The organism is Pseudacidovorax sp. NFM-22 (genome assembly GCF_021401245.1).
Classification (GTDB): Bacteria; Pseudomonadota; Gammaproteobacteria; order Burkholderiales; family Burkholderiaceae_C; genus Xenophilus.
Map to the genome: position 1 here is coordinate 470,467 of NZ_JACBFY010000003.1, position 17,093 is coordinate 487,559.

Consider the following 17,093-nt stretch of genomic DNA (forward strand, 5'->3'; position numbering starts at 1 on the left):
TGCAGCGCCTCGGTCCTGCGCTGCCTTGCGAGCCATGAGGGAATGGGAATCCCGACCTGTCCCGCAGCGCGGACCTGGCGCCCCAAAGAAGAAGGCCGCCAATGGCGGCCTTCGACGGAGGGCGATGCAGGCTCAGGTGCCGCTCACCACAGCTTCCACCACGGATCGTCCTTGGTCTTGAAGCCCTGGGCCAGATAGCGGCTCTGCGGGTAGTTGGTGGTGAGCACGCGCTTGGTGTCGTCGCGCAGGTCGTTCATGCCCAGGGCGTCGTACGACAGCACCATGATGTAGAGCGCCTCTTCGAGCGCCGGCACCTCGCGGTAGTCGGCCAGGGCGATCTGGGCGCGGTTGATCGCGGCCAGGTAGGCGCCGCGCTTGTAGTAGTAGCGGGCCACGTGAACCTCGTACTGCGCGAGCGAGTTCACGATGTAGTTCATGCGCTGGCGCGCATCGTTGGCATAGCGCGAATCGGGGAAGCGCGTGACGAGTTCGCGGAAGGACTCGAAGGATTCCTTGGCGGCCTTCTGGTCGCGCTCGGACAGGTCCTGCCGCGTCAGCCAGGCGAACATGCCCAGGTCGTCGTTGAAGTTGATCGTGCCCTTGAGGTAGAGGGCGTAGTCGATGGCGGGGCTGGCCGGATGCAGCTTCATGAACCGGTCCAGCGTGGCGAGGGCCTGAGCCTTGTCGCCGGCGCGGTACTGGGCGTAGGCCTTGTCGATCTGGGCCTGCTGGGCCAGCGGCGTGCCTGCGGCCCGGCCTTCCAGCTTCTCGAACAGCGGCACTGCCTTGTCGTAGGCGCCGCCATCGGCTTCGTCCTTCGCCTCGGAGTAGATCTTGTTCGGGCTCCAGTTGGCCGTCGGATCGGTCTTGGTGGAGGAGCAGCCCGCCAGCAGGAACCCGGCGGCGCAGAGGGCGAGCCACGAGGGGACCGCCGATAATCGGGTGCGAAACGTCACAGGCAAGCTTTCGTGAGTCAAACCCCCGGGATTATATCGACCCCCCCCTTGGCCCAGCCCGGGCCCGATGCCGAGGCCGACGAACCCTCGGACCATCTCGACGAGAGCGAGCGACGGGCTTTTTCCATCCCCGCGACCCTGCATGGTCAGCGCCTGGACCGGGCCCTGGCGCAGCTGATTCCCGAGTTCTCCCGCAGCTACCTGCAGCAACTGGTGGAGGAGGGCGCGGTCCAACTGCAGGGCCGCGCGATCCGCAAGTCGGCGACAGCGGTCCAGGCCGGCCAGGCCGGCGAGATCGAGTTGCGCCCCACGCCGCAAAGCCAGGCCTTCCGGCCCGAGGCCATGCCGCTGCAGGTGGTGCACGAGGACGAGCACCTGGTCGTCATCGACAAGCCCGCGGGTCTGGTGGTCCACCCGGCGCCCGGGCACTGGAGCGGCACCCTGCTCAATGGCCTGCTGGCGCGCGATGCCAAGGCGGCCACCCTCCCGCGGGCCGGCATCGTGCACCGGCTGGACCGCGACACCAGCGGCCTGATGGTCGTGGCCCGCACGCGCCAGACCATGGACGCACTGGTGCGGATGATCGCGGCGCGGGAGGTTTCCCGGCAGTACCTGGCCATGGGCCACCGCGCGTGGTCCGGTCCCGCCAGCCGTTCGGTGGAAGGCGCCATCGGCCGCGACCCGCGCAACCGCCTGCGCATGGCCGTGGTCGACCTGGCGCAGCATCCTGGCAAGCCGGCCCGCACCCGCTTCGAGCTGCTCGACGGCCACGACCGCGGTTGCCTGGTGCGCTGCACGCTGGACACCGGCCGCACCCACCAGATCCGCGTGCACATGGCCTCCATCGGCCATCCGCTGGTCGGCGACGAGACCTACGGCGGCGCACCGGCGGCCGGCCTGCACCGTCAGGCGCTGCATGCCTTCCGGCTGGCCTTCGCGCACCCGGTGACCGGCCAGGCGCTGGACCTGCGCTCGCCCCTGCCGCCCGACATTGCCGACGCCGCCCGTGCCTGGGGGCTCGACTACAATCGCGGCTGAGCGCCTCGCGGCGCGACCTCCGGCGGCCATCTTCTCGACTGGCCGTTCGCGCCTTCAGGACGGCGGCCCGTCCTGGCGCACAGCCGCAGACGTCGGCGCCTTCTTCTCTCTCGGCTCTTCTGTCCCGGCGCGCTCCGCGCGCTCCTTGCCTGGAACCTCGCCACCATGAATACGGCGGATGCCAAGCGCATTCTCGAAACCGCCCTGATGTGTTCGTCGCAGCCGCTGACGCTGCGCGACATGCGTGTGCTCTTCGATGAAGAGGTGGGCACCGACACGCTCAAGTCGCTGCTCGCCCAGATGCAGGACGAGTGGGCGCAGCGGGGCATGGAGCTGGTGGGCGTTGCCAGCGGCTGGCGCTTCCAGAGCCGGCCGGAGATGCGCGATTTCCTCGACCGTCTGCATCCCGAGAAGCCACCGCGCTACACCCGCGCTGCGCTCGAGACGCTGGCCATCATTGCCTATCGCCAGCCGGTCACCCGCGGCGACATGGAAGACATCCGCGGCGTCACGATCAACTCGCTGATCCTCAAGCAGCTCGAGGACCGCGGCTGGGTCGAGGTGATCGGTCACCGCGAGACCGTGGGCCGTCCGGCCCTCTACGCCACCACGCGGCAGTTCCTGGACGACCTGGGCCTGGCCTCGCTCGACCAGCTGCCGGCCATCGAGGCGCCGCATCAGCCCGGCGACATGGCCCAGGCCCTGGCGGGCCGCGGTTTGCCGCCCGAAGCCGGGCAGCCCGCCTTGCCGATGGAGCCGGTGCCGGTGCCCGAGCCGCAGGCGCCTGCCGCCGAGGCCGCCGCCGCAGGGTCAGCCATCACGCCCGACGCCGAGCCGACAGCGCCCGCTCCCCCGCCGCCCGCTGCGGCATCCCCCGACACGAACACTTTCCCGGAAGCCCCTCATGACTGAATCCGATCCCGAACAGGGCCTGCCCGCCGGCGCTCCCGTTGCTGCCGATGCCGAGTCGGTGGCGGTGCCGCAGCCGGCCGGCGGCGAGGAGGGCGCCAGCACGCCCGCTCGCACGCGCCGTCCGCGTGGGAAGCGCGAGCTTGCCGCCGAACCCGCCGAGACCCCGACCACGGCCCCGATGACCGCAGAGCAGGAGCCAGGCACGGCGGACGCGGCAGAGCCGGTGCCGGCCACCGTGGCCGGGCCCGCAGATGCGGCCGAGGACGAAGGCGAGGGTGCCGGGCACGACCCCCTCGATGACGACGAGGAGGGCGAGTCCTCCGAGGGTGCTCGTGAGCGCGCGCCGGCGGCGCAGCCGATCCAGTTCGCGGATGTGATCTCCGGCGACTTCGACGCACAGGAAGAAGAAGAGGCGGCCGGCGCCGTCGCCAAGCGGGTGCTGCTGCCCCAGGCGGATGCTCCCAAGCTGCACAAGGTGCTGGCCCAGGCCGGCCTCGGCTCGCGGCTGGAGATGGAGCGGCTGATCCTGGAGGGCCGCATCTCGGTCAACAACGAGCCGGCCCACATCGGGCAGCGCATCCAGTACGGCGACCAGGTCAAGGTCAACGGCAAGCCGATCCGCTACCGCATTGCGCCGCCGCCCGCCCGTGTCATCGCCTACCACAAGCCGGTGGGCGAGGTCGTTACGCACGACGATCCGCAGAACCGGCCGACGGTGTTCCGCAAGCTGCCGCGGCTGCACCAGGGCAAGTGGCAGTCGGTGGGGCGGCTGGACCTGAACACCGAAGGCCTGCTGCTGTTCACCAGTTCGGGCGAGCTGGCCAACCGCCTGATGCATCCGCGCTTCGGCCTGGAGCGCGAATATGCAGTCCGCGTGCTGGGCGCGCTGTCGAACGAAGAGAAGCAGAAGCTGCTCGACGGTGTTCGCCTGGACGATGGTGTCGCCCAGTTCGGCACCATCGAGGACGGCGGCGGCGAAGGCTCCAACTGCTGGTACCGCGTCACGATCTCCGAGGGCCGCAACCGCGAAGTGCGCCGGCTGTTCGAGGCCGTCGGCCATGCCGTGAGCCGGCTGATCCGCATCCGCTACGGCGCGATGGTGCTGCCGCGCGGCCTCAAGCGCGGCGCCTGGATGGAGCTGGACGAGCAGGACATCCGTGCGCTCACGCGTGCTGCCGGCGCCGAGATGCCGCGGCCCCAGGCCGATGATCGGCGGGGCGGAGGACCGGGACGCAATGGCGGCGGCAAGCGCAATGGCGTCAGCCGCAACGGTGGCCCGCGCGGCCCGGCTCCGTCGTCCTTCGGCAAGGAAGGCAACGGACCCGGCAAGGGCAACAAGGGCGGGCAGGGCGGCGGCCGCAAGGACGGCGGTGGCAAGAATGCCGGTGGCAGCCAGCCCGATCCGATGAAGACCTCGCTTGGCTACATCGGCGCCGACAGCTTCACCCGCCAGCGCAAGGATGCGCGGCGCGGCAATGGCGGGCCGGGCGGTGGTGGTGGCGGCGGCGGCGGCGGCTTTGGCCGCAAGCGCGGCCGCTGACGCATCGCGGGCCGGCGCAGGCGCCTTCCAGGTGCCGCGCCGGCCTCTTTTCACAAGGCTGTCGCCCGGCTTTGTTGAAGTAATACCTTCGAACACTGCGTGGCAACCCTGACGCGCGGATAAAATCGAGAGCTTTGCCGAGAGGCGCCCATCGTGGCCGGGAGTGTGGTCTCCCGTTCCGCACTGCGCGGGAACCTCTGGCAAACGTGTTTCCTCCATTCAACCTCAGAGAAAAAAACCCATGGCCATCGAACGCACCCTGTCCATCATCAAGCCCGACGCCGTCGCCAAGAACGTGATCGGCAAGATCGTCTCCCGTTTCGAGGCCGCCGGCCTGAAGATCGCCGCCGCCAAGCTGGTGCACCTGTCGCGCGCCGAAGCCGAGCAGTTCTACGGCGTGCACAAGGAGCGTCCCTTCTTCAAGGACCTGGTCGACTTCATGATCTCCGGCCCGGTGTTCGTGCAGGTCCTGGAAGGCGAAGACGCCATCGCCAAGAACCGCGACCTGATGGGCGCCACCGACCCCAAGAAGGCCGCTGCCGGCACCATCCGCGCTGACTTCGCCGAGAGCATCGACGCCAACGCCGTGCACGGCTCCGACGCCCCCGAGACGGCGGCCAACGAAGTCGCCTTCTTCTTCCCCTCGATGAACGTCTACAGCCGCTGAGGCTGAGACAGCCCGGGCCCGCGCCATGACTGCCACCAACCTGCTCGATCTCGATCTGGAAGGGCTGGCCGCGTTCTGCGAGGGCCTGGGCGAAAAGCGTTTTCGCGCCACGCAACTGTTCCGCTGGATCCACCAGCGTGGCGCCAGCGACTTCGAGCAGATGAGCGATCTGGCAAAGTCGCTGCGCGGCAAACTGGCCGGCTGCGCCACCGTCACCGGCCTGCCCGTGCTGACGCAGCAGGAGTCGGCCGACGGCACCATCAAGTGGCTGTTCGATGTCGGCAATGGCGATGCCGTCGAGGCCGTGTTCATTCCCGAGTACGGCGACGCCGGGCCGACCCAGGGCGACGTATCGCTCTCGCGGGGCGCGGCCGCCGGCGGCGGCGGGGCGCCGTCGGTTCTCGAACGGGGCACGCTGTGCGTGTCATCGCAGGCCGGCTGTGCCGTGGGCTGCCGTTTCTGTTCGACGGGCCACCAGGGTTTCAGCCGCAACCTGAGCACGGGCGAGATCGTCGCGCAGCTCTGGTTCGCCGAGCATTTCCTGCGTCGGCACCTGGGCCGCGACGAGCGGGTCATCTCCAACGTGGTGATGATGGGCATGGGCGAGCCGCTGCAGAACTACGGTGCACTGGTGCCGGCGCTGCGGACCATGCTGGACGACAACGCCTACGGTTTGTCGCGCCGACGCGTGACCGTGTCCACCTCGGGCGTGGTGCCCATGATGGACCGCCTGGGCACCGACTGCCCCGTGGCCCTGGCCGTGTCGCTGCATGCACCCAACGACGCGCTGCGCGACGACCTGGTGCCGCTGAACCGGAAGTACCCGCTGGCCGAGCTCATGAGCGCCTGCAAGCGCTACCTGGAGCCCGCCCCGCGCGACTTCATCACCTTCGAATACTGCATGCTGGATGGCGTCAACGACCAGCCCGAGCATGCCCGTCAGTTGATCGAGCTGGTGCGCACGAGTGGCGTCTCCTGCAAGTTCAACCTGATCCCCTTCAATCCCTTCCCGGCTTCCGGCCTGCTGCGCTCGCCCGCGCCGCGCGTGCAGGCCTTTGCGCGCCTGCTGGCCGACGCGGGCATCGTCACCACGGTGCGCAAGACGCGGGGCGACGACATCGACGCCGCCTGCGGCCAGTTGGCCGGTGACGTCAAGGATCGCACCCGGGCGGCCGAGCGCATGGCCGAGCGGCGCGTCGTGATGATGCGCAAGGCCGAGTCGTCGCCGCCGGACCGGCAGCCCGTTGGAGAAGCCGCACGATGAGCCTGCGCTGGCCGCGCTTCCGTTCCGCCCAGGGGCGTCTTCTGGCGCTCGTTCCGGTGCTCTGCATGGCGGCACTGGTTTCGGCGTGCAAGAGCACGGCGCCGGCGGTGGTGACGCCGCCGCCGCCGGCGGGCAACGCGCCGCTGCAGGTGGAGCCGGTCGATCCGGCCGTGCAGGCCAAGCGCAGGGCGCAACTGCGCCTGCAACTGGCGCTCGGCTACTTCGAGCAGGGCCAGAATCAGGTCGCGCTCGAAGAGATCGGCAATGCCCTGGCGGCCGATCCGTCGCTGGGGGCGGCGTACAACCTGCGCGGCCTGGTCTACATGCGCCTGGACGATCCGGCGCAGGCCGAGGACAGCTTCCGCCGGGCGGTGGCGCTCAACCCGCGTGACGGCGACGCGCTGCACAACTACGGCTGGCTGATGTGCCAGCAGAAGCGCTATGCCGACGCCGTCCAGCGTTTTGGCGCTGCCCTGGCCGTGCCGGGCTACCGCGACGCGGCACGCACCTGGATGACTCAGGGCGTGTGCCAGATGCAGGCCGGCGACAGCGCAGGGGCGCAGCGCTCGCTGATGCAGGCCTACGAGCTCGACAGTGCCAACCCAGTGGTCGGCTACAACCTGGCGCTGCTGCTCTACCAGCGCCGCGACGACGTGCGCGCCCAGTTCTACATCCGGCGCGTGAACAACGGCCCGTCCGCGAATGCAGAGTCGCTCTGGCTCGGCATGCGCATCGAGCGCCGGCTCGGCAATGCGGAGGCGGTCTCCCAACTGGGAATGCAGCTGCGCCGCCGGTTCCCGGACGCGCGCGAGACGCTGGCCTATGAGCGTGGAAATTTCAATGACTGATCAGGCGAGCGACGCGGCCGTCCAGGGCGGCGCCCCGGCATCCAACCCGGCCCAGCCGACTGCAGGGCAATTGCTGCGGGAGGCGCGCGAGATGCACGGCCTCCATCTCGAGGTTGTCGCCGCGGCGCTGAAGGTGCCCGTCCAGAAGCTCGCCGCGCTGGAGGCCGACGACCTGGCGCTCCTGCCCGATCCCGTGTTCGCGCGCGCCCTGGCGGCCAGCGTCTGCCGCGCCTTGCGCGTCGATCCTGCACCGGTGCTGGCGCGCCTGCCGGGTGCGCCCCGGGCCTCGCTCGCCGAATCCGACCGTGCGGTCGGCGGCGCCATCAAGTCCACCTCGCATCGCAATGCGGGACTCGGGCGGACGACGCCGGGCCTGTCGCGCCCATTGATCGCCGTGGTGGCGCTGCTGCTGGGTGCGGCGGCCTTGCTGTTCTGGGTGCCGCAGAGCGCCATCGACAAGGTGACGGCGGCCCTGGCCCCGCAGGGCGGGCGCTCGCCATCCGCGCAGGGCGAATCCACCACCACGACGGACGCACCGGCCGGCGGGACGCCTGAGGTTGCGGCCACCGGGCAAGCCGCGCCGGCGGCGCCTGTGCCGGCGACCGCGGCGTCGCAGCCAGCGGTCGCCGAAGCGCCGGCCGCCGCTCCTGTTCCAGCGGCCGCGCCTGTGTCGTCGGAGGCGATCCAGATCACGGCCAAGGGCGAGGCCTGGGTGTCGGTGTCCGAGGCGGGCGGCCGGTTGCTGCAGCAGCGCACGCTGGCCAACGGCGAGACGCTGGCGCTCTCCGGCAAGCTGCCGCTGGCAGTGATCATTGGTCGCGCGTCCGCGGTGGACGTATTGGTGCACGGCAAGCCTTTCGACCTGACGCCCATCGCCCGGGGCGGTGGCGTCGCCCGCTTCGAAGTCAAGGCGGAGGCGCCGTGAACCGGCGCCTGCGCCGTTCGCGCGGCAGCCTCCGGGCTGTCTTCGCGCAGGAGTCCGCACGATGAGCTTCGACCGCATCCTCGACCCCGCCGCCTTGCCCATTGCGGCGGCCTCGCCGGCAGGGCGCCGCTCGCGACAGGCCCGCGTGGTCTGGGGCCCGCGCGTGGTCACGGTGGGCGGCGACGCGCCGGTGCGCGTGCAGTCCATGACCAACACCGACACGGTGGACGCCATCGGCACCGCCATCCAGGTCAAGGAGCTGGCGCAGGCCGGCTCCGAGATGGTCCGCATCACCGTCAACACGCCCGAGGCCGCGGCCCAGGTGCCCTACATCCGCGAGCAGCTCGACCGCATGGGCGTCGACGTGCCGCTGGTGGGCGACTTCCACTACAACGGCCACCGGCTGCTGACCGAGTTCCCGGCGTGTGCCGAGGCGCTGTCCAAGTACCGCATCAACCCCGGCAACGTGGGCAAGGGCGACAAGAAGGACCGCCAGTTCGGCCAGATGATCGAAGCCGCCATGCGCTGGAACAAGGTGGTGCGCATCGGCGTCAACTGGGGCAGCCTGGACCAGGAGCTGCTGGCCGGCCTGATGGACGCCAACAGCCGCCGCGCCCAGCCCTGGGACGCCAAGGCCGTGATGTACGAGGCGCTTGTCAGCTCGGCCATCGACTCCGCCCGCCTGGCCGAATCGATGGGCATGAACGGCGACCAGATCATCCTCAGCTGCAAGGTGAGCGGCGTGCAGGACCTGATCTCGGTCTACCGCGAACTGGCCCGTCGCTGCGACTATGCGCTGCACCTGGGCCTGACCGAGGCCGGCATGGCCACCAAGGGCACGGTGGCCTCGGCCACGGCGCTGTCGATCCTGCTGCAGGAGGGCATCGGCGACACCATCCGTGTGAGCCTGACGCCGCAGCCGGGCGAGGCCCGCACGCAGGAGGTGGTGATCGCCGCCGAGATCCTGCAGGCCCTGGGCCTGCGCGTCTTCGTGCCCAGCGTCACCGCCTGCCCCGGCTGCGGCCGCACCACCAGTACCACCTTCCAGGAGCTGGCCAAGCAGATCGACGACTACCTGCGCATGCAGATGCCCGTCTGGCGCAACCGCTACCCGGGCGTCGAGGGGCTGAAGGTGGCCGTCATGGGCTGCATCGTGAACGGCCCGGGCGAGAGCAAGCACGCCGACATCGGCATCAGCCTGCCCGGCACCGGGGAGGCGCCGGCCGCGCCCGTCTTCATCGACGGCGAGAAGGCGCTGACCCTGCGCGGCGAGAACATCGCCGCCGAATTCCACCAGATCGTCGAAAACTACATCGAGAAGCGCTTCGGCCAGGCCACCGCCACCGCAAGCGCCTGATCGACCCCCGTCACCCATGGCTGAAAAGATCAGTGCCGTCAAAGGCATGAATGACATCCTGCCGCCGGAATCGGCGCGCTGGGAATGGCTCGAAGGCATCGTGCGCGAACAGATGGCGCGCCATGCCTACCGCAACATCCGCACCCCGATCCTGGAGCACACCGCGCTGTTCGTGCGCGGCATCGGCGAGGTGACCGACATCGTCGAGAAGGAGATGTACTCCTTCGAGGACCGGCTCAATGGCGAGCACCTGACATTGCGTCCCGAGAACACCGCCAGCGTGGTGCGTGCCGTGACCGAGCATTCGTTCCTCTACGACGGCCCGAAGCGGCTCTGGTACACCGGTCCCATGTTCCGCCATGAGCGGCCGCAGCGTGGTCGCTACCGGCAGTTCCACCAGATCGGTGCCGAGGCGCTGGGCTTCGCCGGCCCCGACGTCGATGCCGAGCTCATCCTGCTGGCCGCTTCGCTGTGGAAGGCGCTGGGTCTCACGGACGTGCGGCTCGAGATCAACAGCCTGGGCCAGCCGGCCGAGCGCGCCGCACACCGCGCCCAGCTCATTGCCCACTTCGAGCAGCATGCCGACAAGCTGGACGAGGACGGGAAGCGCCGCCTGCACAGCAATCCGCTGCGCATCCTGGACACCAAGAATCCGGCGATGAAAGAAGTGGTCGAGGCCGCGCCGAAGCTGCTCGACTTCCTGGGCGAGGCCTCGCTGGCGCACTTCGATGGCCTGCGCGCCATCCTCGATGCCAACGGCATCGCCTACACCATCAACCCGCGGCTGGTGCGCGGCCTGGACTACTACAACCTGTCGGTGTTCGAGTTCGTCACCGATCGTCTGGGTGCCCAGGGCACGGTGTGCGCCGGCGGCCGCTATGACGATCTCATCGCTCAGATCGGCGGGAAGCCCGCGCCGGCCGTGGGCTGGGCGATGGGCGTGGAGCGCGTGCTGGCGCTGCTGGAAGAGCAGGGCGCCGCTTTTCCGGCACCGGCCGCGGACGTGTTCGCCGTGGTGCCCGACGCCGCGGCCATGCCGGTCGTCCTGCGTACCTTGACCCAGCTGCGGGCGCTAGGCGTGCAGGTGCAGATGCATGCGGCCGGGCCCGATGGCCAGGGCAGTTTCAAGTCGCAGTTCAAGCGGGCCGATGCCAGCGGCGCGCGGTTTGCGCTCATCTTCGGCGCCGATGAACTGGCCCGTGGCGAGGTCACCGTGAAATCCTTGCGCGACGGCACGGGCGCCCAGATCGCGCGTCCGCTCGACGACGTGGCCGCCTGGGCCCCCAGCCTACAATCCGCCGCTTCCCAAGACTGACCCTCCGTATGGCGACCCATCTCGATCTCGAAGAGCAGGAACAGCTCGACCGCCTCAAGCACTTCTGGAATCTCTACGGCAATCTGATCACCGGTGTCGTGATCCTGGCCGCGGTGGCAGTGCTGGGCTGGAACGGCTGGCAGTACTGGCAGCAGCGCCAGTCCACGCAGGCCGCCGCGCTTTACGACGAGCTCGATCGCGCCGCGCAGGCCGGCGATCCGGCCAAGGTCCAGCGGGCTTTCGACGACATGACCAGCCGCTTCGGCGGCACCGTCTATGCCCAGCAGGCGGGCCTGCTGGCCAGCAAGACGCTGGCCGACAAGGGCCAGGCCGATGCCAGCCGCACGGCGCTGACCTGGGTGGCGGACAAGGGCAGCGATCCCGGCTATCGCGCTGTCGCAAGGCTGCGCCTGGCTGCAGCGCTGATGGAGACCAAGGCCTACGACGAGGCCCTCAAGCAGCTCGACGGCAGCTTCCCTGAAGAGTTCAAGGGCCTGGTGGCCGACCGCCGTGGCGATGTGCTGCTGGCGCAGGGCAAGCGCAACGAGGCGCAGGCCGAATACAAGAAGGCATGGGCCGCCCTGGCCCAGGACGCGGCTTATCGCAGGCTGGTGGAGGTCAAGCTCAACGCCGTGGGCGTCGACCCGGCTTCGCTCTCGGCCAAGGCCACTTCCTGAAACGGATCCGATTCATGACCCTGTCGAAGCTTTCCACGTCCACTGTCTCCGCACTGCGGGCCACCTGTGCCGGCCTCCTCGTGGCAGCGCTGGCCGCTTGCTCTGGCGCGCCCAAGCTGAAGCCGGAGGAGCTGCCGGCGAATCCGGCCACGCTCGGCGTGAGCCAGGCCTGGAGCGTCAAGATGCCGGCGGTGAGCTTTCCGCTGCGTGCGGCGGTCAGCGGCGACCGCGTGACCGTGGCAGCGTCGGACGGCACCGTGGTGGCCATCGACGCCCGCCAGGGTCGCGAACTGTGGCGCACCCAGGTGGGCGCACCGCTGTCGGCAGGCGTGGGTAGCGACGGCCAGCTCGCCGCGGTCGTGACCCGCAACAACGAACTCGTTGCGATCGAGGCCGGCAAGGTCATCTGGAAGGAGCGCCTTCCCGCCGAGACCTTCACGCCGCCGCTGGTGGCTGGCCGCCGGGTCTTCGTGCAGACGGCCGATCGCACCACCGCGGCTTTCGACGGCCAGAGCGGCCGTCGCCTCTGGCAACAGAGCCGGGCCGGCGCCGATTCCCTGGTGCTGCGCAAGCCGGGCGTGCTGCTGCCTTTCGGAGACACGCTGGTCACCGGCATCGGGGCACGGCTGGTGGGCATGAACCCGGCCAATGGCAACTCGCGCTGGGAGGTGCCTGTCGCGTCCCCCCGTGGGACCAACGATGTGGAACGGCTGGTCGACCTGACCGGCACCGTCAGCCGTGTCGGCGACAGCATCTGTGCGCGGGCCTACTACGCCGCCGTCGGCTGCGTGGATGCCCAGCGCGGTACGCTGGCGTGGACCCAGCCGGCCGTCGGCTCCGAAGGCGTCTCCGGCGACGACACCCTGGTATATGGCGTGGAAAGCAACGGCACCGTCCAGGCTTGGCGTCGCGCCGACGGTCAGCGCGCCTGGACGATGGAGCGCCTGCGCCTGCGTAACCTGACGGCCCCGCTGGCCGTGGGCCGCACCCTGGTCATCGGCGAGGACACGGGCACCGTGCACTTCCTCTCGCGCCAGGATGGCGCCGTGCTCAACCGTCTGGTGCCCGACGGTTCTGCCGTGGCTGCCGCACCGACGGTTGCTGCCGACACGGTCGTGATCGTCACCCGCAACGGCGGCGTGTTCGGCTACCGGCCCGACTGATTCCCGCATGGCCGGCGCCTGCCGGCCGTTTTTTCAATGATCCGCTCTGAACGAAGGTTTGCATGAAGCCGGTTCTCGCGCTCGTAGGGCGCCCCAACGTCGGCAAGTCGACCCTGTTCAACCGCCTGACGGGCACGCGCGACGCCATCGTGGCCGACTTTGCCGGCCTGACCCGTGACCGGCACTACGGCAGTGGCCGGGCGGGGCCGCGCGAGTTCATCGTCATCGACACCGGCGGCTTCGAGCCCGATGCCGGCAGCGGCATCTACCAGGAGATGGCCAAGCAGACGCGGCAGGCCGTGGCCGAGGCCGATGTGATCGTCTTCGTCGTGGATGCGCGCGAGGGCCTGTCGGCCCAGGATCACGACATCGCCGGCGAACTGCGCCGGCTCGGCAAGCCCTGCGTCCTCGCGGCCAACAAGGCCGAGGGCATGAAGGACAGCGGACGCCTGGCCGAGTTCTACGAACTGGGCCTTGGGGATGTGCATGCCGTCTCGTCGGCACACGGCCAGGGCGTGCGCACGCTGGTCGATCTGGCCCTCGACATGCTGCCGCCCGTCGAGGAGGACGACGCCGATGCGCAGGACGAGGAGGGCGTGCGCCCCATCCGTCTTGCGGTGGCGGGCCGCCCCAATGTGGGTAAATCGACGCTGATCAACACTTGGCTCGGCGAAGAGCGACTGGTGGCCTTCGACATGCCGGGCACCACGCGCGACGCCATCTCGGTGCCTCTGGAGCGCAATGGGCAGCGCTTCGAGCTGATCGATACCGCCGGCCTGCGCCGCAAGGGGCGCGTGTTCGAGGCCATCGAGAAGTTCTCGGTGGTCAAGACGCTGCAGGCCATCGAGTCGGCCAACGTGGTGCTGCTGCTGATCGATGCCACGCAGGGCGTCACCGACCAGGATGCGCACATCGCCGGCTTCATCCTTGAAGCGGGACGGGCCGTGGTCATTGCCGTCAACAAGTGGGACGCCGTCGACAGCTACCAGCGCGAGCAGCTGCAGCGGCAGATCGAGAACCGACTGCCGTTTCTCAAGTTCGCGGCCCTGCATTTCATCTCCGCGAAGAAGCGGCTGGGCGTGGGGCCGGTGTGGCAGTCGATCATCCAGGCCCACCGTTCGGCCACGCGCAAGATGGCAACGCCCGTGCTCACGCGTGTGCTGCTGGAGTCGGTGCAGTTCCAGGCGCCCAAGAAGAGCGGCATGTACCGGCCCAAGTTGCGCTATGCGCACCAGGGCGGCATGAATCCACCGGTGATCGTCATCCACGGGAATTCGCTCGAGCATGTGAGCGACAGCTACCGCCGATTCCTGGAGACGCGCTTCCGCAAGGAGTTCGACCTGATCGGCACGCCGCTGCGCATCGAGTTCAAGACTTCGCATAACCCCTATGCCGACAAGGACGGGTCGTGATCCGTCATCATGGCGTCCCCTCCGGGCAGTAGCCGCTCTTTTTACGACGGCTTTCGCACGCGAATGTTGCAGTGCGGAAACCCTGTGTTAAGGTGCCCGGTCCAACAACTCTTCTTCTGAACACGGAGAATATCGTGAGCAACAAAGGGCAACTTCTACAAGACCCGTTCCTGAACACGCTGCGCCGCGAGCATGTTCCTGTCTCGATCTACCTGGTCAACGGCATCAAGCTGCAAGGTCAGATCGAGTCTTTCGACCAGTACGTCGTGCTGCTTCGCAACACGGTGACGCAAATGGTCTACAAGCACGCCATCTCGACCATCGTGCCCGGCCGGGCCGTCAACTTCTCGGTCACCGAGAGCGACGCCAGCGCCTGAGCGGCATGGGACGGGTTGGCGAACCGTCAACCCGTCCACCATGCATCAGGCTCCCCCGCATTTGTCTGAATCCATCCCCCGCCAAGAAGGCGCGGCCGTCCTGGTCGGCGTCGACTTTGGCCTTCCCCATTTCGATGGCGAGCTCGAAGAGCTCGGCCTTCTCGCCCAGACCGCCGGGCTCGACCCTGTTGCCCGCCTGAGCTGCAAGCGCAAGGCGCCCGATGCCGCACTCTTCGTCGGCAGTGGCAAGGCGGAAGAGATCCGCGAACTCGCCCTGATGCACCGTGCGAGCGAGGTGATCTTCGATCAGGCCTTGTCGCCCGCGCAGCAACGCAACCTCGAACGCGAACTGGGCGTAGCCGTCTACGACCGCACCTTCCTCATCCTCGAGATCTTCGCGCAGCGCGCGCGCAGCCATGAAGGCAAGCTGCAGGTCGAGCTGGCCCGCCTGCAATACCTCAGCACGCGCCTCGTGCGGCGCTGGTCCCACCTGGAGCGCCAGACCGGCGGTGCCGGCGTGCGCGGCGGCCCCGGTGAGAAGCAGATCGAACTCGACCGCCGGATGATCGATTCGTCGATCAAGCGGACCCGCGAGCGCCTCGCCAAGGTGCAGAAGCAGCGCGGTACGCAGCGCCGGCAACGCGAGCGGCGCGACACCTTCAACATCTCCCTGGTGGGCTACACGAACGCCGGCAAGTCCTCGCTGTTCAACGCGCTGGTCAAGGCGCGTGCCTATGCAGCCGACCAGCTCTTCGCCACGCTGGACACGACCACCCGTCATCTTTACCTCGGCGATGTGGGTCGGCGCGTGTCGATCTCGGACACGGTGGGGTTCATCCGCGAGCTGCCCCACGGCCTGGTGGATGCCTTCAAGGCCACGCTGCAGGAAGCGGTCGATGCCGATCTACTGCTGCATGTGGTGGACGCGGCCAATCCTCACCATCCCGAGCAGATTGCGGAGGTGCAGCAGGTGCTGGTCGACATCGGCGCGACCGACGTGCCGCAACTGCTGGTCTTCAACAAACTGGACGCCCTGCCCGAGGAGCGGCGTCCGCTCAAGCTGGCCGATGAAATGGAGCTGGATGGCCAGGCCGTCCCGCGCCTCTTCGTGAGTGCCCACACGGGCGAGGGCCTGCCCGCGCTGCGCGAGGCGCTGGCCCAGCGTGCCGAAGCGGCCGCGATCACCCCATGGTCGCAGTCCGAATTGCAGAGTGCCGAGCACTGATTGGGCACAATAGCCCGCGCCAATCACACCTAATCACCGAATGAAGTCAATGCCTGTGTGGAGACGGGTTCAGGGAATGTTCAACCTGAACGATGGCCGTTGGGGTCGGGGCGACGATGCGTCGTCCTCCTCCGAGGGCGACCGCCCGTCCACGAGCCGGCCCGAGGGCGAGCCGCCCGTGCCGCCTTCCAACCCCCGTCCGAGGAATCCGGGACCCAACCAGGGGCCGCCGGATCTCGACGAGCTCTGGCGCGACTTCAATCGCAAGCTCGGCGGCCTGTTCGGCGGTCGCGGCGGCAATGGCGGTGGTCCGCGTCCGCCCAATTTCGGCGGCGGCAAGCCCGACATGAAGAATGCGGGCTTCGGCATCGGTGCCGTCATCGGCGTCGCGTTGCTGATCTGGCTGGGCACCGGCTTCTTCATCGTCAACGAAGGCCAGCAGGCGGTGATCACCCAGTTCGGTCGCTACAAGCAGACCGTGGGGGCCGGCTTCAACTGGCGCCTTCCGTATCCGATCCAGCGCCACGAGATCGTGGTGGTCACGCAGATCCGTTCGGCCGATGTCGGTCGTGACGCCATCGTGCGTTCGACCGGCCTGCGCGAGTCGGCCATGCTGACCGAGGACGAGAACATCGTCGAGATCAAGTTCGCCGTGCAGTACCGCCTGTCCGACGCACGGGCCTGGCTGTTCGAAAGCAAGAGCCCGTCCGAGACCGTGGTGCAGGTGGCCGAGACGGCCGTACGCGAGGTCGTGGGCAAGATGAAGATGGACGCCGCCCTCGCCGAGGAGCGCGACCAGATATCGCCGCGGGTGCGCCAGCTGATGCAGACCATCCTCGACCGCTACAAGGTGGGCGTGGAAGTCGTTGGTATCAACCTGCAGCAGGGCGGCGTGCGTCCGCCCGAGCAGGTGCAGGCCGCCTTCGACGATGTGCTCAAGGCCGGCCAGGAGCGCGAGCGCGCGAAGAATGAGGCCCAGGCCTATGCCAATGACGTGGTGCCGCGTGCCGTCGGTACGGCTTCGCGCCTGAAGGAAGAAGCCGAGGCGTACAAGGCCCGTGTCGCAGCGCAGGCCCAGGGCGATGCGCAACGCTTCGGCCAAGTGCTGGCCGAGTACCAGAAGGCGCCGCAGGTCACGCGTGACCGCATGTACACCGACACCATGCAGCAGATCTATGCCAACACCAGCAAGGTGCTGGTCGAAAGCCGCCAGGGCTCGAACCTGCTGTACCTGCCGCTGGACAAGTTGATGCAGCAGGGCGGATCGCAGAACACGGCCGCGCCGGCCGACGGCGCACCGCCTGCGGTGGCCGGCACCGCCGCACCCCAATCCTCGGCCATCCCGGTCGCGCCCTCGGGCGACTCGCGCGCCCGCGACGCTCGTTCGCGCGAACGCGACGTCCGCTGAAACCGGGGA

At 68.9% G+C, this 17,093-nt stretch carries 16 protein-coding genes; 15 read left to right on the forward strand and 1 reads right to left on the reverse strand.

Annotated features, from left to right (window positions below; translation table 11 throughout):
• Positions 1–143: 143 nt before the first annotated feature.
• Entirely contained in the window at positions 144–956 is an 813-nt protein-coding gene (locus tag L0984_RS13225) for an outer membrane protein assembly factor BamD (RefSeq protein WP_017760851.1), read from the reverse strand.
• Between the two features lie 48 nt (positions 957–1,004).
• On the opposite strand from L0984_RS13225, the gene L0984_RS13230 reads away from it, so the two are divergent.
• From L0984_RS13230 to hflK, 15 genes are all read left to right on the forward strand, one after another.
• Complete coding sequence (locus tag L0984_RS13230; RefSeq protein WP_234194052.1) at positions 1,005–1,994, forward strand: RluA family pseudouridine synthase; 990 nt, start codon at positions 1,005–1,007, stop codon at positions 1,992–1,994.
• A 165-nt stretch (positions 1,995–2,159) separates the two neighbouring features.
• A complete protein-coding gene (gene scpB, locus L0984_RS13235; protein ID WP_234194054.1) occupies positions 2,160–2,906 on the forward strand; it encodes an SMC-Scp complex subunit ScpB in 747 nt (248 codons plus the stop codon).
• Positions 2,899–4,446, forward strand: a complete 1,548-nt coding sequence (locus tag L0984_RS13240; RefSeq protein ID WP_234194056.1) for a pseudouridine synthase — start codon at positions 2,899–2,901, stop codon at positions 4,444–4,446. Before scpB ends, L0984_RS13240 begins: the two co-directional genes overlap by 8 nt.
• Positions 4,447–4,687: 241 nt before the next feature.
• Positions 4,688–5,113 carry a nucleoside-diphosphate kinase gene (gene ndk, locus L0984_RS13245; RefSeq protein ID WP_017759345.1) on the forward strand — a complete coding sequence of 142 codons (426 nt, stop codon included), beginning with the start codon at positions 4,688–4,690 and terminating at the stop codon, positions 5,111–5,113.
• Positions 5,114–5,138: 25 nt separating this feature from the next.
• Complete coding sequence (rlmN, locus tag L0984_RS13250; RefSeq protein ID WP_234194058.1) at positions 5,139–6,377, forward strand: 23S rRNA (adenine(2503)-C(2))-methyltransferase RlmN; 1,239 nt, start codon at positions 5,139–5,141, stop codon at positions 6,375–6,377.
• Positions 6,374–7,225 carry a type IV pilus biogenesis/stability protein PilW gene (gene pilW, locus L0984_RS13255; RefSeq protein ID WP_234194065.1) on the forward strand — a complete coding sequence of 284 codons (852 nt, stop codon included), beginning with the start codon at positions 6,374–6,376 and terminating at the stop codon, positions 7,223–7,225. Before rlmN ends, pilW begins: the two co-directional genes overlap by 4 nt.
• Positions 7,200–8,150, forward strand: coding sequence for a helix-turn-helix domain-containing protein (locus L0984_RS13260; RefSeq protein WP_234194067.1), 951 nt, complete (start codon positions 7,200–7,202; stop codon positions 8,148–8,150). The genes pilW and L0984_RS13260 overlap by 26 nt, the downstream gene beginning before the upstream one ends.
• Positions 8,151–8,211: 61 nt before the next feature.
• Positions 8,212–9,507: a flavodoxin-dependent (E)-4-hydroxy-3-methylbut-2-enyl-diphosphate synthase gene (ispG, locus tag L0984_RS13265; protein ID WP_234194068.1), complete on the forward strand. Its 1,296-nt coding sequence runs from the start codon at positions 8,212–8,214 to the stop codon at positions 9,505–9,507.
• Positions 9,508–9,523: 16 nt separating this feature from the next.
• A complete protein-coding gene (gene hisS, locus L0984_RS13270; protein WP_234194070.1) occupies positions 9,524–10,822 on the forward strand; it encodes a histidine--tRNA ligase in 1,299 nt (432 codons plus the stop codon).
• 8 nt (positions 10,823–10,830) lie between these two features.
• Complete coding sequence (locus L0984_RS13275) at positions 10,831–11,499, forward strand: YfgM family protein (protein ID WP_234194071.1); 669 nt, start codon at positions 10,831–10,833, stop codon at positions 11,497–11,499.
• A 14-nt stretch (positions 11,500–11,513) separates the two neighbouring features.
• Positions 11,514–12,662, forward strand: a complete 1,149-nt coding sequence (bamB, locus tag L0984_RS13280; protein WP_234194073.1) for an outer membrane protein assembly factor BamB — start codon at positions 11,514–11,516, stop codon at positions 12,660–12,662.
• A 62-nt stretch (positions 12,663–12,724) separates the two neighbouring features.
• Positions 12,725–14,074, forward strand: a complete 1,350-nt coding sequence (gene der / locus L0984_RS13285; RefSeq protein WP_234194075.1) for a ribosome biogenesis GTPase Der — start codon at positions 12,725–12,727, stop codon at positions 14,072–14,074.
• A 134-nt stretch (positions 14,075–14,208) separates the two neighbouring features.
• Positions 14,209–14,451: an RNA chaperone Hfq gene (gene hfq / locus L0984_RS13290; protein ID WP_017760713.1), complete on the forward strand. Its 243-nt coding sequence runs from the start codon at positions 14,209–14,211 to the stop codon at positions 14,449–14,451.
• A gap of 61 nt (positions 14,452–14,512) precedes the next feature.
• Positions 14,513–15,676, forward strand: a complete 1,164-nt coding sequence (gene hflX / locus L0984_RS13295; RefSeq protein WP_234194076.1) for a GTPase HflX — start codon at positions 14,513–14,515, stop codon at positions 15,674–15,676.
• Between the two features lie 76 nt (positions 15,677–15,752).
• Entirely contained in the window at positions 15,753–17,084 is a 1,332-nt protein-coding gene (gene hflK, locus L0984_RS13300) for an FtsH protease activity modulator HflK (RefSeq protein WP_234194077.1), read from the forward strand.
• Positions 17,085–17,093 lie beyond the last annotated feature (9 nt).